Origin of the sequence: Caballeronia sp. LZ019 (assembly GCF_031450825.1) — a bacterium.
In the GTDB taxonomy this organism is placed as follows: Bacteria; Pseudomonadota; Gammaproteobacteria; order Burkholderiales; family Burkholderiaceae; genus Caballeronia.
Genome location: NZ_JARTVZ010000001.1, coordinates 97,799 through 121,820 on the forward strand (window position 1 = coordinate 97,799; position 24,022 = coordinate 121,820).

Sequence of the window (24,022 nt, forward strand, 5' to 3'; positions counted from 1 at the left end):
CTCCATGATTGTTTCGTCGTACGTAGAAGTACCGACAATGCGAGACGCTGCCGTAAGCGGCGTGCGGCGATGCCTGCAGTCTGTTGGCGCACGAAGTATAGAAAGCGCGCAACGGGGTAAGCAATTAAGGGAAGTTCGAGGCATGAACGTTCGCACGGCACGCACGGGACTTGCGCGTGCTGGCGATGCTGCGCGGCTACTCCTGATAGACCGCCGACAGCACGTTTTCCGCATCCGCCTGCGCGTTGTCCAGTTGCACGAGGCTCGCATGACGCGCGCCGAGCGGATCGCGATTGATGATCGCGGTGAGGATGGCCTTGTGACGGGGCAGCGAGAGCGCGTGCGTGTCCGGATGCCGGCTCGTCAGCTTGATCGACTCCGACAGCGCGAGCGACAGCATATGCCCGATGTACGTCAGCATGTCGTTGTGCGTCGCCGACATGATCGCGCGATGAAAGTCGAGGTCGGGTGCGAGCAGCGCTTCGGGCGTGTCGGCATGTGACATGCGCTCGAAGGCATCGCGAATGCGCGCGAGGTCGTCGTCCGTTGCGTTCGATGCCGCGAGCGCCGCCGCAGCCGGCTCGATGATTCTCCGCACGACCAGCAGCGAGCGGAAGAACGCGCCTTCGTTCACGCTGTTCATGGTCCAGAAGAGCACATCGGGATCGAGCATGTGCCATTCGTCGCGCGGCCGCACGATGCTGCCGAGGCGCGGCTTCGACAGCACGAGTCCCTTCGCGACCAGCACGCGCGTCGCTTCGCGCAGCACGGGACGGCTCACGCCATAGGCCTCGCACAGCTTGGCTTCCGCGGGCAACCGCTCGCCCGGTGCGAGCCTGCCGCTCACGATTTCGATGCCGAGCTCCTGCACGATGCGCGCGTGCATGCTCTTGCGGGGCAAGGGATGGCGATAGTCCATGCCGTTCCTCAGCGCGGGGCCGCGCGATGACCGAACGCGCGCTGCGAGAGGCAGAACACGAGCAGCAGCGCGCCTACCGCGATCTTCGTCCACCAGGAACTGAGCGAGCCGTCGAACGAGATCAGCGTCTGAATGATGCCGAGCAACAGCACGCCGAAGAGCGTGCCGATCACATAGCCGACACCGCCCGTCAACAGCGTGCCGCCGATGACGACGGAGGCGATTGCATCGAGTTCGAGCCCCATCGCGTGCAGGCCGTATCCCGACAGCATGTAGAACGTGAACAGCACGCCGCCGAGCGCCGAGCAGAAACCCGATAACGCATACGCGCCGATGGTCGCGCCGTGCACCGGCAGGCCCATCAGCAGCGCGGAGTGCGGATTGCCGCCGACCGCATAGATGGAGCGGCCGAACGGCGTGTAATGCGCGACGAACACGGCGATGGCGAGGACCACGAGCGCAATGACCGCCCCGATGGACAGCGATGCATCGCTCGTCACCGGTATGCGGATCTGCGATACGGCCGCATACCACGGATGCGTGATGCTGATCGAATCGATGCTGATCAGATAGCACAGCCCGCGTGCGAGGAACATGCCGGCGAGCGTCACGATGAACGGCTGCAGCCTGAAGCGCGCGATCAGCCAGCCCATGAACGTGCCGAATGCGGTGCCCATCGCGAGGACAAGCGGAATGACCACGAGCGGATGCCAGCCCGCCTTCTCGACGAGCGCAGCGGAGACCATCGTGGTCAGCGCGATGACCGATCCCACGGACAGGTCGATGCCGCCCGACAGAATCACGAAGGTCTGTCCGACGGCGACGACGATCAGGAACGCGTTGTCGATCAGCAGATTGAGAAAGACCTGCGGCGAGAGAAAGCCCGTGTACATCGTCGAGCCGAGCACCGAGACGGCGATGAACAGGGCGATCGTCGCGGCGAGCGGCAAATAGCGGTTCTGCGCGCAATTGCGTCGCGGCGTGCCGCTGCCGTGATTCGGCGCGATCGGCACACTCGGCGGCTTTGGCAAGCGCGAATTCATTAGTGAACCTCACGATCGGAAGTGGCGGGGCGGCGCGCGAACTTCGCGACGGCGGCGCGGAATTCGCCAGATTGCAGCATCATCACCGCGAACACGACGACCGCCTTCACGACGAGATTCACTTCGGGCGGCACGCCCAGCGAGTAGATGAGATACGTGAGCGTCTGGATGATGAGCGCCCCGATCACGCTGCCCGCCAGCGTGAAACGTCCGCCCGTGAGCGCCGTGCCGCCGAGCGTGACGGCGAGGATCGCATCGAGTTCGAGCAGCAGGCCGGCGTTGTTGCCATCGGCGCTCTTCACGTTGGAACTGATGAGTATGCCCGCGACGCCCGCACAGAGGCCGCTGAACGCGTAGGCGCCGAGCGTGAGCCGCCGCGCCTGCACGCCTGCGACGCGCGCGGCAGTCGGATTGATGCCGACGGCCTGAAGAAACAGCCCGAGCGCCGTGCGCGTGATGGCGAGATAGAGCAGCACGAACACGAGCGCGACGATCAGGATCGACACTGGCAGGCCGAGAAAATATCCGCCGCCGAAGAAGAAATACGGGGAATAGTAGATCGTGATGATCTGACCGCTCGTGATGAGCTGCGCGATGCCGCGTCCCGCAACCATGAGGATCAATGTCGCGATGATCGGCTGCATGCCCGCGCGCGCCACGAGCAGGCCGTTCCACACGCCGCACAGCAACGCGACGCCGAGCGCCGCCAGCAGCACGACGGGCAATGGAAAGCGCGTGACGTTGCCCGCAATCGAGCCGCCGATGGCCCACGCGGCCACCGCACCGGCAATGGCGACGATCGCGCCCACGGAAATGTCGATGCCGCGCGTCGCGATCACGATCGTCATGCCGAGCGACACGACCGCGAGCGGCGCCGCGCGATTGAGAATGTCGATGAGACTGCCGTACAAATGGCCGTCGCGCCATTCGATATGCAGAAAGCCGGGGTTGAACGCCGCGTTCAGCGCAAGCAGCAGCGCAAGCGTGACAACGGGCCAGCCGAGCCGATGTTCGAGCGCCGAGCGTAGCGCGTTGGGTCGCACGGACTCATCCATGTTCCGCTCCGATCATTTCGCATACGGTGTCCTCGCTCGTGCCTGCCGGCAGTTCGCCGACCTTGCGCCGGTCGCGCAGCACGACGATTCGATTGGCAATCCGAACGACCTCCGATATCTCCGACGAGATGAAAAGCACCGCCATTCCGGTCGATGCGAGCCGCAGGATCTCGTCCATGATTTCCTGTTTCGCCGCGACGTCGATGCCGCGCGTGGGTTCGTCGAGGATCAACAGGCGCGGTTCGGTCGCGAGCCATCGGGCAATGAGCGCCTTCTGCTGATTGCCGCCCGACAGAAGGCCGATCGGCATGTCGAGCGTCGCGGCCTTGATGCCGAGCGCGCGCACGAAGCGTTCGGCAAGCGCATTCTGCTCCGCGCGCGAGAGGCAGCGCCGCGCGCCGAGCCGCGCCTGCAGCGCGAGTGCGATGTTCTCGCGCAGCGACAGCTCCGCGACGATGCCATCGGCCTTGCGCTCTTCCGGGCAGAACGCGAGACCGTGCCGGATCGCGTGGGCGGGCGTCGTGAATTCGACCGGGACGCCGTCGATGCGCAGTTCGCCCTGGTCGGGCTTTTCCAGGCCGAACAACAGTCTCGCAAGCTCCGTGCGTCCGGAGCCGAGCAGGCCCGCCACACCGACGACCTCACCCGCGCGCACGCGCAGGTCGAGCGGCTGCAATTGCCCGGTCTGCCCGAGGCGCGATGCATCGAGAAGGACATCGTCGGTGGATGCGGTATCGGCTTCTTCGGGCGGCGCTTGCCGCGCTTGTGCGGCGGCCAGTTCGCGGCCGAGCATCGCGGCGATCAGCGCTTGCGTGTTCAGTTCGCTCGCAGGCCATGCGCCGACGAGGCGGCTGTTGCGCAACACGGTGATGCGGTCCGAGATCGCATAGACCTGGTTCAGAAAGTGCGTGACGAAGAGAATCGCGATGCCTTGTGCGCGCAAGCGGCGCAGCACGTCGAAGAGAAGGCGCACTTCGTCTTCGTCGAGACTCGACGTCGGTTCGTCTAGGATCAGCACTTTCGATGACAGCTTCAACGCACGCGCGATCGCCACCATCTGCTGGACCGCGACGGAGTAGCTCGTGAGCAGGCGCGTCACATCGATATCGAGGCCGATGCGCGCGAGCAACTCGCGAGCCTCCCGATTCGTCGCGTCCCAATCGATGCGATACGCGTGCAACGCGCCGCGTCGCGGAAACGATCCGCTGAAAATGTTCTCGGCGACGGACAGGTTAGGGCAGAGATTCACTTCCTGATAGACCGTGCTGATGCCGAGCCGCTGCGCCTCCTGCGGCGAACCGGGGCGAATGGCGCGGCCATCGAGCAGGATCTCGCCCGCGTCGAGACTGACGACGCCGGTGAGCACCTTGATGAGCGTCGACTTGCCCGCGCCGTTCTGTCCCATGAGCGCGTGAACCTCGCCCGGATACAGGGTTAGATTCACGCCCGCCAAGGCGTGCACGCCGGCGAAGCGCTTGTCGATGCCGCGCAGTTCGAGTACGGGCGCGGCGTCCGTCGGCCTTGGCGATGTCATCGTCGCTCAGTACTTGCGGTTGGGGAATTCCTTCGCCGCGACTTCCATCGGGAAGATGCCTTCCTGAGTCACGATGCGCTTCTGCACGGGCTTGCCTGCCTTGATGTCCTTCACCACCGCCATCAATTGCGGCCCCAGCAGCGGACTGCATTCGACGGACACGTTCAGCTTGCCGGCCATCATCGCTTCGAACGCGCCCTTCACGCCATCGACGGAAATGATGATGATGTCCTTGCCCGGCTTCATGCCGGCTTCTTCGATCGCCTGAATGGCGCCGATGGCCATGTCGTCGTTGTGCGCGTAGAGCACGTTGATTTTCTTGCCGTCGGCCTTGAGGAATGCCTCCATGACCTCCTTGCCTTTCGCGCGCGTGAAGTCGCCGGTCTGCGAGCGAATGATCTTGTACTTCGGGTCCGCCTTGATGATTTCCTCGAAACCCTTCTTGCGATCGATGGCGGGCGCGGAGCCGACCGTGCCTTGCAGCTCGACGATATTCACCGGCCCCGCGTTGTCCTTCATCTTGTTGACGAGCCAGCGGCCCGCCTTGCGACCTTCCTCGGTGAAGTCCGAGCCGATGAACGTCACATAGAGCGATTCGTCCTTGCTGCTGATCGCGCGATCGGTCAGCACGACGGGAATCTTCGCGTTCTTCGCTTCGATGAGCACGGTGTCCCATCCCGTCTCGACAACCGGCGAAAACGCGATGACGTCCACGCGCTGCGCAATGTACGAGCGGATCGCCTTGATCTGGTTCTCCTGCTTCTGCTGCGCGTCGGAGAACTTCAGGTCGATGCCCGCGTCCTTCGCGCTCGACTTGATCGACTGAGTATTCGCGGTGCGCCATTCGCTCTCGGCCCCGACCTGCGCGAAGCCGAGCACGATAGGTTTCTGCGCGAAGCTCAGGGCCGGCAGCATTCCGCTCAACGAGGCAGCGGCCATCGCGGCCAATACGGTGCGGCGTCTCATCGGTGTTTCCTCCATTCGTACGCTGTCGATTTTTTTGGTCTTCGAATGCTCGTGGAATGCACGTCTGAATCTCGGATTCTCGATCTCGTAGCCGCTTGCGTGACCTTTGTTCTCGCTATGTGGGTTGCTCGATCCACGACGGCGCGGCGATGAGATAGATAGACTATATGAATGTCTTCAAGCGGTTTTTATTGATGTAAACCCGCTCAGTGGTGGACATAGTCTGACGATCTGTGTGATTGCTCGCCAACCATGCAGACGAAAAAAACCCGCCGGGATTCGGCGGGTTTCTTGCACGACGAGTCCGGCGCGAAGCCGGACCCGCTGAATCAGTAAGTTCCGGCCGGCGGGCGCTGGCTGGTCGAAATGATGTACGGCGCTTCAGTACTGAGTTCGACGCGAAGCTCTCCCACGGACAGCACATCGCCCTTGGGTGCGGCGCTGCCGTTCACGCGAACGAACGACACCGCATACTCACGGCCGTTGCCCGACCCGATCTTCAGCAGCGCCGTGGTTGCCGGAAACTCCAGCGTCACCATGCCGTGATGCGCCGCACCTGCGATTTCGAACGCACCGACCGTTCCGAGGAAATGCTTGGAACGCACTTCATCGATATCGACGCCTTCGGGCAGGTTCAGATAGACGTTGTAGAAGTAACCGCCGGCCGCGCCTGCGGTCGTCAGCATCACATCGTCCAGCACGATCTTGACGGACTTGTACTGGCTCGACTTGCCGGGCGCGAGCGATGCCGCATTGGACGCGCCGCGCGCTGCCGCTTCGAAGCCTTCGGCAGTCGCCGACAGAAGATCCTGCAGCGGCTTAGCCGAATTCGCTTCGCCGATCACGCGCGCACTCACCGACTGTTCGCGGAGCACGAGTCCCTTCACGCCGCCGATCGACCGGCGTCCGTTTGCAATGTTACGGGCCGCCGTTGCAGCGAACGTCGCGATCGGCGGACGGGCGCGAATCTGTGCAACCTGCGCCTGCACGCGGATGATGCGGCCGGTTTGCGCCGACGGCGGCATCGTCGTGGGACGGGTCGTATCAGCATAGTCGTAACCGAGCCGCGAGCGGTTCGAGTACGTCTGTTCCTTGTTGATGGTCAGGCCCGGCGCATACGTGAACGTGCCGGCCCAGTACGGATCGGTCGGCGGCGGCATGGTGCGGCCATCGGGCAGCGCCCATGCATGCCAGAGGCGGTTGACGTTCGCGTGATGCAGATAGAAGATCGGATCGCGCGGGGACTGCATCGTCGCCATCGCATTACCGATGATGTTGTGCACGGGGTTGTGCGGCGCGCTTTCAAACTTCTCCTCGAAAGAGTTCGCGGTGCCGCGCTGAAAATTCACGACCGAGTACGAGAACGGCGACAGGTCCAGCGCGTTATAGACGTTCGTGTTCAGACGCGGACAGTACAGCGGGTTGCCGCTTGCATTGTCGGTGAATTCGCTCGGGATATGCGGGTTCTTGAACCAGTCCCAATACGGCAGGGTGAACGACGCATCGCCGGTGATGCGCTTCATCTGCTGCTCGAGATAGTACAGATAGCCGCGGTGCCACGCGAGGAAATAGGGTGCGCGGTGCGGGCAATAATTCGCATGCACATTCGTCCAGTATTGCCACGAGTTCGGATCGTTGGCATTGGTATTGGCCATCATGGAGCGCACGCAGTTCAGAAACGACGCGTAGTGCGGGGTTTGCTTGTACTGCTGCCACTCCACGCGGACTACGTTGGTCGCCGCAACTGCCATATAGGGAAACGCAGCCCATGAAAGCGTCGATGCAGCGCCGCCGAGGAAGGCTCGTCGGGTAATTTTTAGGCGGCTCAAGATATTCTCCGGTACATAGTACGACGAATTAAGCGGGTCACGATCAATCCATGCGAAGCCGGCGATCCGGTAAGTGACCGCTTCTTCGATGCTCGTGCTGGGTGACGAACGGGAGACCGTGGCGACGAACAACGTGTGCCTTTACAGTCAGGCCATCGAGAAAGGAACGCGTGCCTTGCAGTCGATATGCGTCGTGGGTTGTCAGAAAGGAATGTACGCCGATCAGTCGTCCTTTTATCGTGCGCTTCCGCACGTAAATATCCGACTAATGTCGTTTATACATGTGTTGTCGCACAGTGACTACAGCGGCGCTTCCGATTGCAGCTAATCGCGTGCCACGAGCAGATCGAATGCATTAGTAATTCACTGAAATCCGCTCGTCATTTGATAATTGTCTGCGGAATAAGCGATGGAAATAACGCAGTCGGAGCGGCGCAGTTCAGGAGAACGATGATGTCGATCGGCAAAGGCCTTGTGAAAGCAGTACTGGATTGTCTTCCGGACCGCGTATTCTTGAGCATAGCGCACAGACGCAAGGTCGGCAGATTTCCAAACATCAGCCATCCGAGAACGTTCAATGAAAAGATACTTCATCGCTGTCTTTATCCCGATGCACGTTTCGTCGATCTGACCGACAAGCTGACCGTGCGCGACTACGTGCGTCGCAAGGTCGGCGAGCAATATCTGATACCGCTGATCGCGACGCCGCCCGCATTCACGCGTGAAGTGTTCGATGCATTGCCGCGCGCCTTCGTGATGAAAGCGAATCACGGCAGCGGTTTCGTCGAAGTCGTGCGCGACAAGTCGAAGACATCGTTCGACGAATTGCAGCGCCTTGCGCAACGCTGGCTTGCAACGGACTTCTATCGCGTGGCGCGCGAACGTCACTATCGGACTATCAAGCCTCGCATCTATTTCGAGCAATTGCTGATCGAGTCCAACGAAGACATTCCGGCCGACATCAAGATTCATTGCTTTTTCAGCGACGGTCAGGCGAGGCCGACCATTTATATCGCGGTGATTTCGGATCGTTTCGGCGAGCATCCGCGTGGCGACATGTACGACGGAGAGTGGAATCGTCTGGATGTCGCCATCGGGCACTATCCGCGCAGTCCGCAGCCCGCGCCGCGTCCTGCAAATCTCGATGCGCTGTTATCGGTTGCCACGTCGCTTGCGGAAGGCTTCGAGTATGTGCGCGTCGATCTTTACGCGCCGAGCGACAAGATTTATTTCGGCGAATTGACTTTTACGCCGGGCGCGGGCGTCTTTCCGATGGACCCGGAGCATCTCGACTATGAATGGGGCCGCTTGATGAACCGGCCCTTCATGCAAGGCGCGCGCGCATAGAGGGCTCGATTCAGCATGCGGCGAACACGCGGCGTCGCCGCGCCACCATGTCGCCAGCGCGGCGGGGCGCCGTGTTGAACACGACGCCGGCCACGTTGGCGCCGCTTCGCTGAAGCACGCTGACCGCGTCATCGATCTCTTCTTCGCTGCGCGGGCCAGGGCGCGCGACGACGATCGTCGAGCCGCCAAGCGCGGCTACGGTGCTCGCATCGTCGAACGCGAGTATTGCAGGCGTATCGATGATGATGAGGTCGTAAGCGGGCGACAGCTCTCGCAGCAGTTCCTGCAAGCGCCCGTTCGCGAGCAGTTCGGAGGGATCGGCGAGCGTGCCGCCTGCGGTCATCACATGGAGGCCCGGGACATCGACGGGACGAACCGCGGCCGTCGCGTCCGTTCTGCCGGCAAGCCAATGCGCCAGTCCCGCGCCGGGGGGCAATCCGAACAACGATGCGACGCGACCGTGGCGCAAGTCCGCATCGATCAGCAACACGCGCTTGCCGGCTCGCGCGTTGACGCCTGCGAGATTGGCTGCGATGAACGTCTTGCCGACGCCTGCGGTCGGCCCCGTGACAACGAGCACGTTGGACCCACTGCGATCCGCCGCGAGCGCCGAGCGTTGTCTTCTTCCAAAGCGAGAGTGTTCGATCTGCATGATCACGAAGCGCTCCTCGGTGGATGGTGTCGATGCAATTCGCGAAACGCACGATCGGACGCTTTCGCGCCGCTGCGGCCTTCGCGGAAATCAGCGTAGTACGCCGAATTGCATATGGACAAGCGCCGTCGAAATGCGTTCGTGACTTTCGCTTTTCATCCGCTGCCCGAGCGCCTAAAACAGGAACAGGGCCGACTTCCTGCCATTGAGTCGGCGCGGGCGGACGTCGCTCGAACGCGAATTAATCGATTAGGAAAACGACGCCCGAACGTTCGATCATCGACGGATGAGGGCGGAAATGAGCTATCAACTGGAAGGCAGCATTCTCGAAGTATGCGAATGCAAGGTGCTGTGTCCTTGCTGGATCGGAGAAGATCCCGACAACGGCACGTGCCGTAGCGCGCTGGCTTATCACTATGAAAAAGGCGTGATCGACGGCGTCGACGTGTCGGGCGTCACGGTCGCATTCGCCGCGTTCATTCCGGGCAACGTGCTCGAGGGGAACTGGCGCGTTGCAATGTTCGTCGATGACAGGGCGACCGATGCGCAATTCGATGCGCTCCTGAGCGTGCATCGCGGAGAACGCGGCGGGCCGCTCGCTGAACTCGTGAAACTCATTGGCGAAGTCGTCGCGGTCGAACGCGCGCCTATCGAATTCACCGTGCAGGACGGCAAGGGCAGGCTGACCGTCGGAAAGACGATCGATGCCGAAATGGAGCCTTATCGCGGCCCCACAGGCGAACCGACAAAACTCGTCGAAAGCATCTTCTCGACGATACCCGGCTCGCCTGCCTACGTCGCCAAAGCGAACGTGTTCCGCCTGAAGGACGAAAAGCTCGGCATCGACCTTTCGCTAACAGGGCATAACGCCATTCAAGGCTCGTTCAGCTTCGCGTCATAGCGTCGGACGAAGCGTGGCCCGGATGCATAACGACGCGCGCACACGGCTGTTCGCACCGATCTTCGCTGCATTGGTGGCGAGCGCATGGGTCGTCCTCTGGGCATGGGGCGCGGGACCCTATGCACGCTATGTGCGCCACGCGAGCTGGTCTGACTTGCCGGGTGTGGCGGCGTTATGCCAATCCATTCCGGGTGCGAATCTGCTGTTCGACGCATTGCTGCATAGCGCAGCGTGGTTGTTGATGATCGCCGCAATGATGCTGCCCACTATCTTTCCCCTGCTAACGAGCTTTAGACGGCTCACGGCGGCTCGTTCGGACAGACGTGCGCTATTCGCTTTGCTCGTGTCGGGTTACGCGAGCGCATGGGCGTTGTTCGGCCTGGTCGCGCACGGTTTGGATGCGGCCCTGCATCGGCTTGCGGAAAGCGCGCCGGTGATAACGCTGTATGCGTGGCTCCTCGGCGCGGGTGTCGTCGGGCTGGCGGGTGCTTATCAATTCACGCGCATCAAGTATCGATGCCTCGAGAAGTGCCGCTCGCCGCTCATGTTCGTGATGGAGCATTGGACGGGCCGCAATGCCGGCCGCAACAGCTTCGCGCTGGGCGTGAGTCATGGTGCGTTTTGCGTCGGCTGTTGCTGGACGCTGATGCTGCTGATGTTCGCGGTCGGCACGGGAAGCATCGGGTGGATGCTCGCCTTAGGCGCGGCGATGGCGGCTGAAAAAAACCTGCCGCAGGGACGAATCATCGGCCGCACGCTTGGCGTCGCGTTGATCGGGTGGGCCGCGTGGATGATCGCGCCGCACATGCTTTGACGCACCGAAACAAGGCAATCGTGCACGCTTTTGGTTCGATTGGAGAGCTCTAAAGAAAACTTCCAAGGCGGGATTCTTTTTCTTTAGACATTTGTGAACTTTTCATGCGAAAGTATTTCGTAAGCATTGGCGCGCCGACAAGCCGAGGCGCGTTGCCAATCTTTGATGAGAGACAACGCATGAATAGACCCAAACGGATGCTCCTCGAAAATATTGCGTGGGCTCGCGAGGCCGCGCATGCGGACCCGCAGTTCTTTCCGAGACTCGCGCAAGGGCAAAGCCCCAAAGTGCTATGGATCGGCTGCTCCGACAGCCGCGTTCCGGCGGAAACCGTCACGAACGCGAATCCTGGCGATCTCTTCGTCCACCGAAATATTGCCAACCTGTTTTCGCCGACCGATGACAACACGATGAGCGTACTGGAGTACGCGGTGCGCGTGCTGAAGGTCGATCACGTGATCGTGTGCGGGCACTATGGATGCGGCGGCGTGCGCGCCTCGCTGCTGCCGCTGTCGAATGAATTGCCGCACGTGAACCGGCGCATTGCGCCGTTATGTGCGCTGGGTGAGCGTCATCGAAAGGAACTGGACGCGTTTTCCGAACTCGATGCGCGCGCCAATCGTCTCGCCGAACTGAACGTGCTGGAGCAAGTGCGCCTGTTGCGCGAGTCGCCGGTCGTTTCCGGCCGGGACACGCCGCCGCTCGTGCACGGCTGGATCTTCGGGCTGCATGACGGCCGCATCAACGTGCTGTCCTCAGGCTATGAGGACGAAGCGACGCCCGATACGCGCCTCACCGTGCAAGCCGGCATCTGCGAAGCGGTCGAATCACCCGGCCGATAACCGACTCACCTTCTTTGGCTTTTTCCTGCATGCGACGTGGTTCGGATCATGTTGCAGGCATCACCTCGCCTCAAGAAACCATGAACTCAATAAAACGCCTGACTCATTTTCCGCGCGATATTTTCGCGGGCACGGTCGTCTTTCTCGTCGCCATGCCACTGTGTCTCGGCATCGCCAATGCATCCGGCGTCGATGCCTTCGCGGGCCTCTTGTCCGGCATCATCGGCGGTCTCGTCGTCGCGTTGCTGAGCGGTTCGCACCTGAGCGTCAGTGGCCCTGCGGCCGGGCTCATCGTGATCGTCGTCGATGGCATCGCGGGGCTCGGCAGCTTCTCCTCGTTCCTGCTCGCGGTGCTATTGTCGGGCGCGATTCAGTTCGGTTTCGGCATGCTCAAAGCAGGGCGCTTCGCGGCCTACGTGCCGTCCTCGGTCATCAAGGGAATGCTTGCCGCAATCGGCCTCTTGCTCGTCATTAAACAGATACCGCTTGCCGCAGGCTTCGCGAACGTCGGCGCGCAAGGCGAGAGCGGTGCGGGCATGATCGATACCTCGTTCGGCGCGATGTCCATCGCCGCGTGCTTCGTCGCGCTCGTCTCTCTCGCGATGCTCGCTGCGTGGGAAACGCGCGCGCTGCGCCGCTTCGCACTCGTGCGCGCGGTGCCGGCTCCGCTTGCCGTCGTTGCGTTCGGCATCGGCGTGACGTTGCTGCTCGACGTCATTGCGCCGGGGTTTGCGCCGCCCGCGCAGCATCGCGTCGCATTGCCTTCGATGCAAACGTTTGCCTCTTTCACCGATGCGCTCTCGTTGCCCGATCTCTCTCAGTTCGTCAATCCCGACGTGTGGCGGCTCGCATTGACGCTTGCCATCGTCGCCAGCCTAGAGACGTTGTTGTGCCTCGAAGCCGTGGAGCAGATCGATCCGAAGAAGCGCGCGGCGCAGCCGGATCGCGAGCTGAAGGCGCAAGGCATCGGCAACATGATGGCGGGCGCAATTGGCGCGCTGCCGATCACGTCGGTGATCGTGCGAAGTTCGGCCAACGTTCATGCGGGCGCGCAAAGCCGCTGGTCGTCGTTCATTCATGGCGTGCTGCTGCTGGCGAGTGTTTTCGCGCTGACGAGCATCATCAATCTGATCCCGCTCGCGTGTCTCGCTGCGATCCTGATCTTCACGGGACTCAAGCTCGCGAAGCCGTCGCTGTTCGCGGCGGTCGCGAAGCAGGGTATCGAGCGCTTCGCGCCGTTCATCGTGACCATCGCGGGCGTGTTGCTGACGGATCTGCTGATGGGCATTCTGCTGGGCATCGCGTGCAGCCTCGCGCTTGCCGTGCGTGCGAATCTGAGAAGGCCGATCACCGTCGCGCAGCATGATGACCACTACCTGTTGTCCTTCCGCAAGGACGTCTCGTTCCTCGGCAAGGTGTCGCTCCGGCAGCATCTGCACGCGATTCCCGACGGGGCAACCGTCATCTTCGATGCCTCGCGCGCAGATTACATCGACCCCGACGTGCGCGAAATCATCGAGCAGTTCATGGCCGATGCGCCCGCGCGGCGCATGCATGTGGAATGCCGCCAGATGCCGCGTGCGGGCGCGGAACCGGTGAAAAGCGGCTGGTTCGGACTGACGCGGCAGCGGGGGAGTTGAGGCCGCGCTATTCGAAAGGCTTCACGGAATCCGATAGCTGCCCGTCTTCTTGCCGATGTAGTTATACGTGCCCTTGTCGGAGGGCAGGGCGACTACTTGCTCCCAGTCGAACTGCCCTTGTATGCCCTTGTATTTTCCGGTGCCGGAGCTGAGCGTTCCCTTTCCTTTCGGCGAGCCTCCCTGGTACGTGTAAGTTTCGATGAACTTGTCGCCGTCCTTGTCCGAGTAGACACAATATCCCGTTGCCGAGCCGGCGCTAAAGCCCGCCTCGACGCAACGCGCGGTGACGTTCTGCATCAGCGGGGACTTGTTGTTGTTCGTCATCAGCAGCGTGGATTCGAAGAGGAAGACGGCGTCATCGCCGCTGACGGTGAGGTTGCGCACATCCGCGCCGGACGCGGTGTAAGTCGCCTCGATCGTGCCTTGCTTCGGAACCGACTGACACCACGCGAGCGATGTCCACATTGCTGCGGCGACGCCCGCCATGCTGAAAGTCAGAAATCTGCCTGAAGGGCTGGTGCTCCACATGATCAACCTCCACCTTTTTATCTCCGATATGCGGGTGAATCGAACAGGTGTGCGGCAGCGGAAGGGGCGGTCAGAGGCGATGGCGAATGCTTCGCGCACCGAACTATCTGAATCGGTGTGTAGTTATAAAAGGGCTTTCCTGCGCTAGACGGCACACTCACGTTTTATAGAATTTTCGCCCTGAAAGGTCTAGTACAAATTCTCGACAGTCGATAGTTCGACTGAATAATATGAATGCGCCGTCATCGCCGGGCAACCGGCATGCTGTGCTGCAACAACGCGCGAAGGTTGCCGCGCCACGGCTGCGAATGTTGCCGGTTGGCGAGCCATTGCGCCGCGAAGGTATAACCGTCTCTCATACCCCTATCGCAAATCGTCAATATTAGGGCGGCCGTATTTTAGCTAGATTCGCTAGTTAGTACGAAAGCCGCACTGGACGAAAACATACAAGGGGACGAGATCGATGAATCAGGAAGCACGCCCGCAGGCAATGCGGGTCGCCATTGTGACGGGCGCGGGAAGCGGCATCGGCAGCGCGACGGTGCACGCGCTCGCCGACGATGGCTGGCATGTCGCGCTCGCGGGCCGTTGACGGGACGCGCTCGATGCCGTCATCCGCAGCTACGCGGAGCGTCACCCGCAAGCCGCCGACCGCCTGCTCGCCATCGCCACCGATGTCGCCGATTCCGCATCGGTGCAACATCTCTTCGAAACGGTGCAGCGCCGCTTCGGCCGGCTCGATCTGCTCTTCAACAACGCAGGCATCGGCGTGGAAGGCGTATCGGTAGAAGATCTGTCGATCGAGCGCTTCAGAAACATGCTCGATATCAACGTCACCGGGACACTGCTGTGCACGCAGGCCGCGTTTCGTCAGATGCGAGCACAAGAGCCGGGCGGCGGCCGGATCATCAATAACGGCTCCCTGTCGGCGCATACGCCGCGTCTTCATTCCGCCGATTACACCGCGAGCAAGCATGCGGTGAGCGGCCTCACGAAAGCATGCGCGCTCGATGGCCGCAAATACGACATCGCCGTGTGCCAGATCGATTTCGGCAACGTGCTGACGGAAATGGCCGCGAAGATGCAGGGCGGCGTGCTGCAGGCAAACGGCGAACGCGCGCCAGAACCGACAATGGACCTGACGCATGCGGCGCGCTCGGTCGCCCATATGGCGAGCCTGCCGCTCGAAGCGAACGTTCAGTTCATGACCGTCATGGCGACGAAGATGCCGTTCATCGGACGCGGCTGAAGCACCCGGCATCACAGACTAAAACAATCATTCGACGGAGACACACCATGCTCGATACCCTCGCGGACGTCGGCTCTATAGCCAGCGCGCCCGATGAAGCGCGCATCTTCAACAAGGTGACGTGGCGCATCGTCCCGCTCATTCTCGCGTGCTTCGTGGCGGCTTATCTGGACCGCGTCAACATCAGTTTCGCCAAGCTGCAGATGCAGTCGCAACTCGGCCTGAGCGAAGCGGCATACGGTCTCGGCGCGAGCGTGTTCTTCATCGGCTATCTGCTGTTCGAGATTCCCAGCAACGCGATCATGGTGCGCACCGGCGCGCGGCGCTGGATCGCGCGCATCATGATTTCGTGGGGCCTGGCATCGGCCGCGATGATGTTCGTGCGCGACGAGACGTGGTTCTACATTCTGCGCTTTCTGCTCGGCGCGCTCGAAGCCGGCTTCGTGCCGGGCGTGCTGTACTTCTACACGCAATGGTTTCCGGCCGAGCGGCGCGGACGCATGAACTCGCTGTTCTTCGGCGCCATCGCGCTGTGCGGGATCATCGGCGGACCCATCTCCGGCGGCATCCTCAAGTTCTTCGACGGCGTCAACGGCATGCCCGGATGGCAGTGGCTGTTCCTGCTCGAAGGATTGCCGTCTATTGCGCTCGGCCTGATGGTGCTCTTCGTGCTCGACGACCGCGTCGAGGATGCCAAGTGGCTCACGCCCGCCGAAAAGAGCCTGCTTTCCGCGATCATCGCGCGTGACCGCAAGGTGGACAGCACGCATTCGTTCATGGTCGCGTTGCGCCGGCCGGTGATCTATCTGTTCTCACTGATCTACTTCGGGCTGTGCATGGGCATCTATGGCTTCCTCTTCTGGATGCCGCAGCTCGTGAAAAGCGCGGGCAATAGCGATCCGCTCGTCATCGGTCTCATCACGATGATTCCATATCTCGCCGCGATGGTCGGCACCGTGGTCATCAGCCGCAGCTCCGACCGCACCGGCGAGCGACGCTGGCATCTGACCGGCTGCGCGCTGGCTGCCGCGTTCGGCTATCTGATCAGCGCCGCATGGCCGACGAGCACCGTGCTGCTCGTGCTCGGCCTCAGCATTTCGGCGACGGGGGTCATCGCTTCGTTCGGCATCTTCTGGATGTTCCCGGCGCGCATCCTCACAGGCGCCGCGGCGGCGGCCGGGCTTGCGCTGATCAACTCACTCGGGCAGTTCGGCGGCATCGTCGCGCCGTACATGGTCGGCAAGGTCAAGGACGTGCTCGGCAGCGCGTCGATGGGCCTGTATGCGATCGCCGTCGTCTGCATCTTCACCGCGGCGCTGATCGCGTGGGCCATGCCGCACAAGATCCGTTTCCGCGACGCCCGCACGGCGCGCGCCGAATAAACCCATCCCTCACCGCCGCGCCACGTGAGAACGTGGCGCTGGCCGGCCGCATCGCCTCCCCGCCGCTTTCCAGCAACAAACGCCCCGCTTCGTCAAGTCGCCGCAACAATTCTTTACCGCAAATCGCTCGCTTGCCCTACAATTGCGAACGATTCTCAATTCGCGGCGACGTTCGACCTGCCGTCCTATCATTCAGCACAAGTCAAAGAACAATGTCTCAACGGGTAATCGAAGCGCCGCGCAGCCGGCGCACGGGGGTATCGCGGGCGGCGCGCAGCCTCTTCGTCGGTGTGGTGGGCGTCGCGGCGACGATCGCGGCGCCGGGCGTGGCGATCGCGCAGGAAGCGGCGGCACCGGAATCGGGCGCGGCGGGTTCGTCCACGGTTCTGCCGGCGGTCGTCGTGAAAAGCACGGCGACAACCGACCAGTTGCCCGCGCCGTACGCGGGCGGCCAGGTCGCGCGGGGCGGCGGCATCGGCGTGCTGGGGACATCGAACGTGATGGATCAGCCGTTCAACACGACCAACTACACCGAGCAGGCGATGCAGGACATCCAGGCCCGCACGCTCGGCGATATCGTCGTGAACAACGCGTCGGTGCGTACGCAGCAAAGCAGCGGCGGTTTCGGCGATGTCTTCGAGATTCGCGGCTTCGACGTACAGGCAACCGATGTGGCGCTCAACGGTCTCTACGGCATGGTGTCGGCCGCGAAGATGCCGGTGAATCTCGCCGAGCGCGTGGAGGTGCTGCAAGGGCCCGGCTCGCTGATGTACGGCATGGGACCGTCGGGCAGCATCGGCGGTGCGATCAACATCGTGACGAAGCGCGCCGACGACGAACCGTTGACGCGTCTCACCGCGCTCTACCAGTCGAAGGGACAGTTCGGCGTGGCCGCCGACGTGGGCCGCCGCTTCGGCGATGAAGGGCAGTGGGGCATCCGCGTGAACGGCCAGATCAAGGACGGCCAGACGGGCATCGCGCACGGCAATCAGCTTCAGGGCGATGGCGCCATCGGCCTCGATTATCGCGGCAAGCAGCTGCGCTGGTCTTTCGACGCCTACAACGTCTCCGAGAACACCGATGAAGTCCGCTCGCAGATCGGCTTCGGCACGGCAACCGCAATACCGGCCGCGCCGTCGGGCTATGCGAACCTGTATCCCGGCTCGAAGCTGAAGCTGCGTGATACGGCGGTGGTGACGCGTCTCGAGTACGACATCAATCGCTACGTCACCGTGTATGGCGCAGCGGGCGAGCACTACGGCACGTCCGAGCAGAACTTTCCGTACGCGAGCGGCATGACGGCCGCAGGCGCGTTCAACGTGACCAACGGCTATTACGACGCGTATAACCGCACCAAAACGGTCGATGCCGGCCTGCGCTTTCACTTCGATACATTCGGCGTGAAGCACACGCTTGTCACTGGCGTGACATCGCTGAATCAGGAACAGGGCTATTTCTACGCGCTCGGGTCTCAATCCGTGGCGTCGAGCCTGTATAACCCCACGCCGCTCCTGCCGATGGACGTCGCGCGCGGCGATGCGCAACGCAGCAGCCAATTGCGACTCAACAGCCAGCAGATCATCGATACCATGTCGTTCTTCGACGACCGCCTGCTGCTCACGGGCGGCTTCCGTTGAACAGACCATCGGTCTCGATAACTACGATCCGACGAGCGGCGCGCAGACGAGTTCTATCGACCAGCAAGCGATCACGCCGCTCGCGGGCATCGTGTTCAAGCCGGTGTCGAACATCTCGGTGTACGGCAACTTCACATCCGGCCTCACGAACGGCGACACCGCGCCGGCCGGCACGGCCAACGCGGGGCAGGCGTTCGCGCCGTACAAGTCGAATCAATACGAAGCGGGCGTGAAGGCGGACTGGGGCCGCGTGCTGACATCGATCTCGGTGTTCCAGATCAGCCGGCCGAACGGCGTCACGAATCCGACGACCAACATCTACGGCTACGACGGCAAGACGCGCATACGCGGCCTCGAACTCGCCGCGTATGGCGAAGTGTTCCGCCACCTGCGCCTGATGGCGAGCGCGACGTTCTACGATCCGAAGCTCGAAGGCACCGAAGGCGGCGCGAACGACGGCAACGATCCTGTCGGCGTGCCCAAATTCGCGTTCAATCTCGGCGCGGATTACGACTTGCCGTGGGTTCCGGGACTGAGCGTCAACGGCCGCATCATCCACACGGGCGCGCAGTACTACAACGCCAGCAACACGCTGCGGCTGCCTTCATGGACGCGTTACGACCTCGGCGTGCGCTATGGCATGCGGGTCATCGGCAAGGACGTGATCCTGCGCGCGAACGTCGAGAACCTGTTCGGCAGCCGCTACTGGATTCAGCAAGGCACGTACGTGACGAACGCCGCGCCGCGCACGCTGTTGCTCTCGGCTGAATTCAACTTCTGAGGCTGAAAGCGCAAGAGACTGGCCGATGAAAGCCGCACCCCTGATCTCGCGTATCGTCGCTGCGATGTTCGGCGGCTATGCGCTGGCCGCGCTCACCAGCGTGGCCGCGCTCGCCTTGCCGATCGACAAGACGCAAGCCGTGCTCACCGGCATGCTGCTGAGTTTCATCGTCTATGCCTGCGCGGTGATCTGGGTGTTCGCCGTGCGAAGCGCGATGCGCGCGTGGTGCGGCCTTCTCGTCGGCGCAGCGCCGCTATTGATCGCGGCGGCGAGCGTGTGGCTAGCGGGAAGCGCATCGTGAGACGAGCCGCCGATATCAAGCCGCGCGGCATCCGTCAGACGATGTCCGACCTGCATACGTGGGCGGGCCTGCTCGTCGGCTGGATTCTCTACGCGATGTTTCTGACCGGCACGGTCAGCTACTTCAAGGACGAGACTTCGCAGTGGATGCGCCCTGAAGCGCCGCCGCAACGCGCGACGGTGGATGCGGCACAAGCGGCGCAGCGCGTGGCCGCCACGCTCGGCGCCCTCGCAGCGGGAAGCACGCAATGGAGCTTCGATCTGCCTTCTGATCGCTCGAACGTGATGAGCGCCTTCTGGCGTGTACCGCATGCGACGCCGGGCAAGCGCGCGTTCCAGGAAGGCACCTTCGACGCATCGACTGGACTCCGAACTAAATCGCGCGACACGCTCGGCGGCGAGTTCTTCTATCGCTTCCACTTTCAGTTCTATTACATGCCGCCGCTGTGGGGCCGCTGGATCGCGGGCTTCTGCGCGATGTTCATGCTCGTGGCCATCGTGAGCGGCGTCATCACGCACAAGAAGATTTTCGTCAACTTCTTCACGTTTCGCGGGGGCAAGGGCCAGCGTTCATGGCTCGATGCGCACAACGCGCTCTCGGTGTTCGGCCTGCCATTTCACGCGATGATCACGTACACCGGCCTCGTCACCCTGATGACGCTGTACATGCCGTGGGGCGCGCAGACCGCCTTCAGGACGCCCGCGCAACGCCAGGCGATGACCGCACAGAGGAGCGCATTCATTCAGCCGGGCAAGCCGAGTGGCAAGCCGGCGCCGCTTGCACCCGTCGATGCGATGGTCCGCCAGGCGCAGGCGCGCTGGGGTCAGGACAACGTGGGGCGCGTGACGGTCACGCTTCCCGGCGATGCGGACGCACGCGTCGCCGTATCGCGTGGAGAAGCGGCGCGCGTGTCGATGAGTCCGCAATACATGCTGTTCGATGGCGTCAGCGGCAAGCTGATCGACGTGAAGGAACACGTCGGCGGCGCCGCGCAAACGCGTGGCGTGCTGTATGCGCTGCATCTCGGACGCTTCAGCGATCTGCACTTGCGCTGGCTCTATTTCCTCGTGAGCCTGGGCGGCGCCGCAATGGTCGGCACCGGGCTCGTCATGTGGACCGTCAAGCGCCGTCAGAAGCTGCGCGATCCCGCGCGGCCACATTTCGGGTTCTGGCTCGTCGAGCGATTGAACATCGCGAGCATCGCGGGACTTTCCGTTGCGATGACGGCGTACTTATGGGCGAATCGGCTGCTGCCCGTTGCGATGGGGGATCGCGCGAATGCGGAAGTGAACGTGTTCTTCGCGGTGTGGAGCGCGGCGCTGCTCCATGCGATGACGCGACCGGCGAGACGGGCATGGATCGAATTGCTTGGGCTCGCGGCTGCGTTGCTTGCGCTGCTGCCCCTGCTCAATGCGGTCACGACACAACGGCCGCTGTGGCGCAGCATCGCGGAAGGCGACTGGGTGTTCGCCGGCTTCGAACTGATGCTTTGGGTGTTTGCCGCGCTGCATGGGCTACTCGCGTGGCGCGTTGCGCGTGATCGTCCTCGCGCCGGGGCTTCCACGCGCGATCGAACCGTCGTCATGGATCGTGAACGCGAGAAGGAGAGCGCGTGATGCACGTTGTCGCGTTTCTCTGCTGCGTCGCTTCGTTCGCGTGCCTCGCCCTCGCGATGGAGCGCCACCAGACGCCGCTCACGCGCGCTCATGCGCTCAGCGTCCGCATTGCGGGATGGTGCGGTCTCGCGCTTGCGCTCGTCATCATCGTCGCGCATGAGGGATGGGCAACGGGACTCGTTCGCTATAGCGGAGACACGAGTCTGGGCGCGGGCGTCGTCTATCTCGCGCTGATAGCGTACGAGCGTTTGCGTCCGCGTTAGGCACACCGCATCTGCGCAGTGCGCGTTTTCCCCTAGCGAAACTTCGTTGACGCTCGACCGATCCCGGCCCAGAATTCAGTCATCGCACTGTGATCACAGGTCACAGATTCCGCAGCGCACTGTCAAGCAGAGGACCGGAAACGCATGTCGCCGACACGCTCCGCAACGGATCTTCCCGCGTTGGAACTCGTGGCAAGGGAAACGATGGCCGGTCGCGTCTATGCGCAACTGCGCGAGGCGATCATGACCGGACGCTTCGCGCCGGGCCAGTTATTGAGCCTGCGCAGCGTGGCGGAAGCGGTCGGTTCATCGACGATGCCGGTGCGCGCCGCGCTCACGCGGCTGCAAGCGGAAGGCGCATTGATCGACGGACCGGGCCGCGCGCTGATGGTCCCTCCCATGACGCTGGAACTGCTCGGCGAACTGCGCGACGTGCGCGTGGCACTCGAAGGCGCAGTCGCGAAGCGTGCCGCATCACGCATGACGCGCGCGCATCTCACCGCGCTGCAAGCCGTCTACGACGTGATGGACGCGCATGTCGAAGCGGGCGACGTCCCCGCTTATCTGCGCAGCAATTTCGAATTTCATATCGCCATCTACACGCACGGCGCGAGCGACATCACGCTTGCGACGATCCAGAACCTGTGGATGCGCATCGGTCCGTTCCTGAATCTCGTCGCACCCGACATTCCGCACATGCGGCGTTCGATGACGGCGCATCGCCATATCGTCGAAGCGCTGTGGCGCGGCGATGGCGAAGGCGCGCGCGCGGGCATCGAAGAGGATATCGGCGATGCGGCGGCGGACCTGGCTGAGCGTCTGCAGGGCGTGGAACAAGGCAACGAGGAAAGCAGCACGAAAGGCGGCGCACAGGCGAGCGCCTAGCAGACAACGACTAAAACAATCGGAGACGACGAATGACGGTTCTTCAAATGTTGAAACCGCAGGCGGGCTTGCGCGTGCTCATCACAGGCGGCGCATCGGGCATCGGGCTCGTGATCGCACGGGCTTTCACGGATGCCGGCGCGCGCGTGCATGTCTGCGATGCGAGCCCGGACGCAATCGATGCGCTTGCCAAAGCCGAAGCGGGCGCAGAGTCGAACGCGATCACCGCCACCCACGCCGATGTTTCGGATCGCGAAGCAGTGGAGCGGGTCTTCGCCGACGTGCAAAGCCAGCTAGGCGGCCTCGACGTGCTCGTGAATAACGCCGGCATTGCGGGACCGACGGGCGGTATCGAGGAAATCGACGTGAAGGAGTGGGAAGACACCGTCGACGTCAATCTCAACGCGCAGTTCTACTTCGCGCGGCGCGCGGTGCCGCTCTTGCGCGAGGCGCCGAATGGCGGGGCGATCATCGCGTTGTCGTCGGTGGCGGGCAGGCTCGGCTATGCATTCAGGACGCCGTATGCCGCGACGAAATGGGCCGTGGTCGGCATGGTGAAGAGTCTCGCCATCGAGCTTGGACCGACGAACATCCGCGTCAACGCGATTCAGCCGGGCATCGTGAAAGGTCCGCGCATCGAGCGCGTGATCGCCGCGCGTGCGAAGCAGATGAATCTCTCGTACGAAGACATGGAGAAGCAGTATCTCGCCAAGATTTCGCTGCGCCGCATGACGACGCCCGAAGAAGTCGCGGCCACCACGCTCTTCCTGTGCTCGCCGGCCGGCAGCGGCATCTCGGGACAGGCCATCTCCGTGTGCGGCAACGTCGAAGTGCTTTGATACAAGGAACCAGAGGATCACATGGCAACCAAACGCAAGGTCATCATCACATGCGCGCCGACCGGTGCGATCCACACGCCGTCCATGTCGCCGTATCTTCCGGTGACGCCGCAGGAGATCGGCGATGCGGCGCTCGCTGCCGCCAGGGAAGGCGCGGCGATCCTTCACCTGCACGCGCGCGATCCGAACGACGGTCGTCCGACGCAAGATCCCGCCGTGTTTCAGGAGTTCCTGCCGCGCATCAAGGCGGAGACGGATGCGGTCATCAACATCACCACGGGCGGCAGTCCGCATATGACCGTTGCGGAGCGCCTGAAGCCCGCGCATCACTTCAAGCCGGAAGTCGCCTCGCTCAACATGGGGTCGATGAACTTCGGCCTCTATCCGATGCTCGAGCGCTTCAGGGAACTGAAGCACGACTGGGAACGCAAGCATCTGGAAAACAGCCGCGATCTCGTCTTCAAGAACACGTTCGCGGATATCGAATACATCCTCACTTCGTGCAGCGCGAACGGCACGCGCTTCGAGTACGAGTGCTACGACATCTCGCATCTGTATAACCTCGCGCATTTCGTCGATCGCGGACTCGCGAAGCCGCCGTTCTTCGTGCAGAGCGTGTTCGGCCTCCTGGGCGGCATCGGGCCGCACCCGGAAGACCTCGCGCATATGCGCCGCACGGCGGACCGCCTCTTCGGCAAGGACTATGTCTGGTCGATCCTCGGCGCGGGCCGCAATCAGATCACGCTCGGCTCGATGGGCGTCGCGCAGGGATCGAACGTGCGCGTGGGTCTCGAAGATTCGCTGTGGATCGAGCCGGGCAAGCTCGCCGAATCCAGCGCCGCGCAAGTGCGCAAGATCAGGCAGGTGATCGAAGGGCTGTCGCTCGACATCGCGACACCCGACGAAGCGCGCGAGATGCTGCAACTGAAGGGCGGGAGCGACACCAACTTCTGATGCGGAGGGCATCGTGAACGACAGTGCAAGGCGCAAGCTCAAGGT

Annotated in this window: 22 protein-coding genes and 1 pseudogene; 15 read left to right on the plus strand and 8 right to left on the minus strand. The window is 62.7% G+C overall.

Features of this window, described 5'->3' with window-relative positions; translation table 11 throughout:
• Positions 1-196 precede the first annotated feature (196 nt).
• From P9255_RS00440 to P9255_RS00465, 6 genes are all read right to left on the minus strand, one after another.
• The gene (locus tag P9255_RS00440; protein ID WP_309768888.1) at positions 197-919 is read right to left on the minus strand and encodes a FadR/GntR family transcriptional regulator; all 723 of its coding nucleotides are present in this window, start codon (positions 917-919) and stop codon (positions 197-199) included.
• An 8-nt stretch (positions 920-927) separates the two neighbouring features.
• A complete protein-coding gene (yjfF, locus tag P9255_RS00445; protein ID WP_309768889.1) occupies positions 928-1,962 on the minus strand; it encodes a galactofuranose ABC transporter, permease protein YjfF in 1,035 nt (344 codons plus the stop codon).
• Positions 1,962-3,017 carry an ABC transporter permease gene (locus P9255_RS00450; RefSeq protein ID WP_309768890.1) on the minus strand — a complete coding sequence of 352 codons (1,056 nt, stop codon included), beginning with the start codon at positions 3,015-3,017 and terminating at the stop codon, positions 1,962-1,964. Before P9255_RS00450 ends, yjfF begins: the two co-directional genes overlap by 1 nt.
• The gene (locus P9255_RS00455) at positions 3,010-4,551 is read right to left on the minus strand and encodes a sugar ABC transporter ATP-binding protein (RefSeq protein WP_309768891.1); all 1,542 of its coding nucleotides are present in this window, start codon (positions 4,549-4,551) and stop codon (positions 3,010-3,012) included. The genes P9255_RS00450 and P9255_RS00455 overlap by 8 nt, the downstream gene beginning before the upstream one ends.
• A gap of 6 nt (positions 4,552-4,557) precedes the next feature.
• Entirely contained in the window at positions 4,558-5,517 is a 960-nt protein-coding gene (locus tag P9255_RS00460) for an ABC transporter substrate-binding protein (RefSeq protein ID WP_309789018.1), read from the minus strand.
• 329 nt (positions 5,518-5,846) lie between these two features.
• The gene (locus P9255_RS00465; protein ID WP_309789019.1) at positions 5,847-7,346 is read right to left on the minus strand and encodes a tyrosinase family protein; all 1,500 of its coding nucleotides are present in this window, start codon (positions 7,344-7,346) and stop codon (positions 5,847-5,849) included.
• A 453-nt stretch (positions 7,347-7,799) separates the two neighbouring features.
• On the opposite strand from P9255_RS00465, the gene P9255_RS00470 reads away from it, so the two are divergent.
• On the plus strand, positions 7,800-8,693 hold the full coding sequence (locus P9255_RS00470) for an ATP-grasp fold amidoligase family protein (protein ID WP_309768896.1): 894 nt from the start codon (positions 7,800-7,802) through the stop codon (positions 8,691-8,693).
• A 10-nt stretch (positions 8,694-8,703) separates the two neighbouring features.
• Here the strand turns inward: P9255_RS00470 and P9255_RS00475 are convergent, their stop codons facing one another.
• On the minus strand, positions 8,704-9,345 hold the full coding sequence (locus P9255_RS00475; RefSeq protein ID WP_309789124.1) for a CpsD/CapB family tyrosine-protein kinase: 642 nt from the start codon (positions 9,343-9,345) through the stop codon (positions 8,704-8,706).
• 298 nt (positions 9,346-9,643) lie between these two features.
• Between P9255_RS00475 and P9255_RS00480 the strand changes: the two genes are divergently transcribed.
• From P9255_RS00480 to P9255_RS00495, 4 genes are all read left to right on the plus strand, one after another.
• Positions 9,644-10,246: a DUF1326 domain-containing protein gene (locus P9255_RS00480; RefSeq protein ID WP_309768897.1), complete on the plus strand. Its 603-nt coding sequence runs from the start codon at positions 9,644-9,646 to the stop codon at positions 10,244-10,246.
• Between the two features lie 22 nt (positions 10,247-10,268).
• Positions 10,269-11,060 carry a DUF2182 domain-containing protein gene (locus P9255_RS00485; protein WP_309768947.1) on the plus strand — a complete coding sequence of 264 codons (792 nt, stop codon included), beginning with the start codon at positions 10,269-10,271 and terminating at the stop codon, positions 11,058-11,060.
• Between the two features lie 179 nt (positions 11,061-11,239).
• Positions 11,240-11,902 (plus strand): carbonic anhydrase, encoded by a 663-nt coding sequence (locus tag P9255_RS00490; RefSeq protein ID WP_309768898.1) that lies wholly within the window; start codon positions 11,240-11,242, stop codon positions 11,900-11,902.
• 80 nt (positions 11,903-11,982) lie between these two features.
• A complete protein-coding gene (locus P9255_RS00495) occupies positions 11,983-13,542 on the plus strand; it encodes a SulP family inorganic anion transporter (protein ID WP_309768900.1) in 1,560 nt (519 codons plus the stop codon).
• 21 nt (positions 13,543-13,563) lie between these two features.
• On the opposite strand, the gene P9255_RS00500 is transcribed toward P9255_RS00495, so the two are convergent.
• Entirely contained in the window at positions 13,564-14,070 is a 507-nt protein-coding gene (locus tag P9255_RS00500; RefSeq protein WP_309768901.1) for a hypothetical protein, read from the minus strand.
• Between the two features lie 463 nt (positions 14,071-14,533).
• On the opposite strand from P9255_RS00500, the pseudogene P9255_RS00505 reads away from it, so the two are divergent.
• The 10 genes and pseudogenes from P9255_RS00505 (at position 14,534) to P9255_RS00550 (ending at position 23,977) form a co-directional block, all read left to right on the plus strand.
• Positions 14,534-15,319 (plus strand): annotated as a pseudogene (locus P9255_RS00505) (SDR family oxidoreductase).
• Positions 15,320-15,366: 47 nt separating this feature from the next.
• Positions 15,367-16,701, plus strand: coding sequence for an MFS transporter (locus P9255_RS00510; RefSeq protein WP_309789020.1), 1,335 nt, complete (start codon positions 15,367-15,369; stop codon positions 16,699-16,701).
• 212 nt (positions 16,702-16,913) lie between these two features.
• Positions 16,914-18,338 (plus strand): TonB-dependent receptor plug domain-containing protein, encoded by a 1,425-nt coding sequence (locus P9255_RS00515; RefSeq protein ID WP_309789021.1) that lies wholly within the window; start codon positions 16,914-16,916, stop codon positions 18,336-18,338.
• Positions 18,238-19,119, plus strand: a complete 882-nt coding sequence (locus tag P9255_RS00520) for a TonB-dependent receptor domain-containing protein (protein ID WP_309789022.1) — start codon at positions 18,238-18,240, stop codon at positions 19,117-19,119. The genes P9255_RS00515 and P9255_RS00520 overlap by 101 nt, the downstream gene beginning before the upstream one ends.
• 25 nt (positions 19,120-19,144) lie before the next feature.
• Positions 19,145-19,420: a DUF3649 domain-containing protein gene (locus P9255_RS00525; protein WP_309768905.1), complete on the plus strand. Its 276-nt coding sequence runs from the start codon at positions 19,145-19,147 to the stop codon at positions 19,418-19,420.
• A 41-nt stretch (positions 19,421-19,461) separates the two neighbouring features.
• Complete coding sequence (locus P9255_RS00530; RefSeq protein ID WP_309789125.1) at positions 19,462-21,036, plus strand: PepSY-associated TM helix domain-containing protein; 1,575 nt, start codon at positions 19,462-19,464, stop codon at positions 21,034-21,036.
• Positions 21,036-21,299: a DUF3325 domain-containing protein gene (locus tag P9255_RS00535; protein WP_309768949.1), complete on the plus strand. Its 264-nt coding sequence runs from the start codon at positions 21,036-21,038 to the stop codon at positions 21,297-21,299. The genes P9255_RS00530 and P9255_RS00535 overlap by 1 nt, the downstream gene beginning before the upstream one ends.
• A 144-nt stretch (positions 21,300-21,443) precedes the next feature.
• The gene (locus P9255_RS00540) at positions 21,444-22,184 is read left to right on the plus strand and encodes a GntR family transcriptional regulator (RefSeq protein WP_309768906.1); all 741 of its coding nucleotides are present in this window, start codon (positions 21,444-21,446) and stop codon (positions 22,182-22,184) included.
• A 32-nt stretch (positions 22,185-22,216) separates the two neighbouring features.
• Positions 22,217-23,023: an SDR family oxidoreductase gene (locus P9255_RS00545; RefSeq protein ID WP_309768907.1), complete on the plus strand. Its 807-nt coding sequence runs from the start codon at positions 22,217-22,219 to the stop codon at positions 23,021-23,023.
• Between the two features lie 21 nt (positions 23,024-23,044).
• Positions 23,045-23,977, plus strand: a complete 933-nt coding sequence (locus P9255_RS00550) for a 3-keto-5-aminohexanoate cleavage protein (protein WP_309768908.1) — start codon at positions 23,045-23,047, stop codon at positions 23,975-23,977.
• The last annotated feature ends 45 nt before the right edge of the window (positions 23,978-24,022 follow it).

Excerpts from the sequence above, each read along its gene's own strand:
- P9255_RS00440 (WP_309768888.1), bottom strand. The coding sequence starts at position 919 with ATGGACTATCGCCATCCCTTGCCCCGCAAGAGCATGCACGCGCGCATC.
- P9255_RS00495 (WP_309768900.1), top strand. The coding sequence starts at position 11,983 with ATGAACTCAATAAAACGCCTGACTCATTTTCCGCGCGATATTTTCGCG.
- yjfF (WP_309768889.1), bottom strand. The coding sequence starts at position 1,962 with ATGAATTCGCGCTTGCCAAAGCCGCCGAGTGTGCCGATCGCGCCGAAT.
- P9255_RS00530 (WP_309789125.1), top strand. The coding sequence starts at position 19,462 with ATGTCCGACCTGCATACGTGGGCGGGCCTGCTCGTCGGCTGGATTCTC.
- P9255_RS00470 (WP_309768896.1), top strand. The coding sequence starts at position 7,800 with ATGTCGATCGGCAAAGGCCTTGTGAAAGCAGTACTGGATTGTCTTCCG.
- P9255_RS00535 (WP_309768949.1), top strand. The coding sequence starts at position 21,036 with ATGCACGTTGTCGCGTTTCTCTGCTGCGTCGCTTCGTTCGCGTGCCTC.
- P9255_RS00450 (WP_309768890.1), bottom strand. The coding sequence starts at position 3,017 with ATGGATGAGTCCGTGCGACCCAACGCGCTACGCTCGGCGCTCGAACAT.
- P9255_RS00500 (WP_309768901.1), bottom strand. The coding sequence starts at position 14,070 with ATGTGGAGCACCAGCCCTTCAGGCAGATTTCTGACTTTCAGCATGGCG.
- P9255_RS00540 (WP_309768906.1), top strand. The coding sequence starts at position 21,444 with ATGTCGCCGACACGCTCCGCAACGGATCTTCCCGCGTTGGAACTCGTG.
- P9255_RS00460 (WP_309789018.1), bottom strand. The coding sequence starts at position 5,517 with ATGAGACGCCGCACCGTATTGGCCGCGATGGCCGCTGCCTCGTTGAGC.
- P9255_RS00545 (WP_309768907.1), top strand. The coding sequence starts at position 22,217 with ATGACGGTTCTTCAAATGTTGAAACCGCAGGCGGGCTTGCGCGTGCTC.
- P9255_RS00490 (WP_309768898.1), top strand. The coding sequence starts at position 11,240 with ATGAATAGACCCAAACGGATGCTCCTCGAAAATATTGCGTGGGCTCGC.
- P9255_RS00510 (WP_309789020.1), top strand. The coding sequence starts at position 15,367 with ATGCTCGATACCCTCGCGGACGTCGGCTCTATAGCCAGCGCGCCCGAT.
- P9255_RS00520 (WP_309789022.1), top strand. The coding sequence starts at position 18,238 with ATGCGCAACGCAGCAGCCAATTGCGACTCAACAGCCAGCAGATCATCG.
- P9255_RS00550 (WP_309768908.1), top strand. The coding sequence starts at position 23,045 with ATGGCAACCAAACGCAAGGTCATCATCACATGCGCGCCGACCGGTGCG.
- P9255_RS00485 (WP_309768947.1), top strand. The coding sequence starts at position 10,269 with ATGCATAACGACGCGCGCACACGGCTGTTCGCACCGATCTTCGCTGCA.
- P9255_RS00455 (WP_309768891.1), bottom strand. The coding sequence starts at position 4,551 with ATGACATCGCCAAGGCCGACGGACGCCGCGCCCGTACTCGAACTGCGC.
- P9255_RS00525 (WP_309768905.1), top strand. The coding sequence starts at position 19,145 with ATGAAAGCCGCACCCCTGATCTCGCGTATCGTCGCTGCGATGTTCGGC.
- P9255_RS00475 (WP_309789124.1), bottom strand. The coding sequence starts at position 9,345 with ATGCAGATCGAACACTCTCGCTTTGGAAGAAGACAACGCTCGGCGCTC.
- P9255_RS00480 (WP_309768897.1), top strand. The coding sequence starts at position 9,644 with ATGAGCTATCAACTGGAAGGCAGCATTCTCGAAGTATGCGAATGCAAG.
- P9255_RS00515 (WP_309789021.1), top strand. The coding sequence starts at position 16,914 with ATGTCTCAACGGGTAATCGAAGCGCCGCGCAGCCGGCGCACGGGGGTA.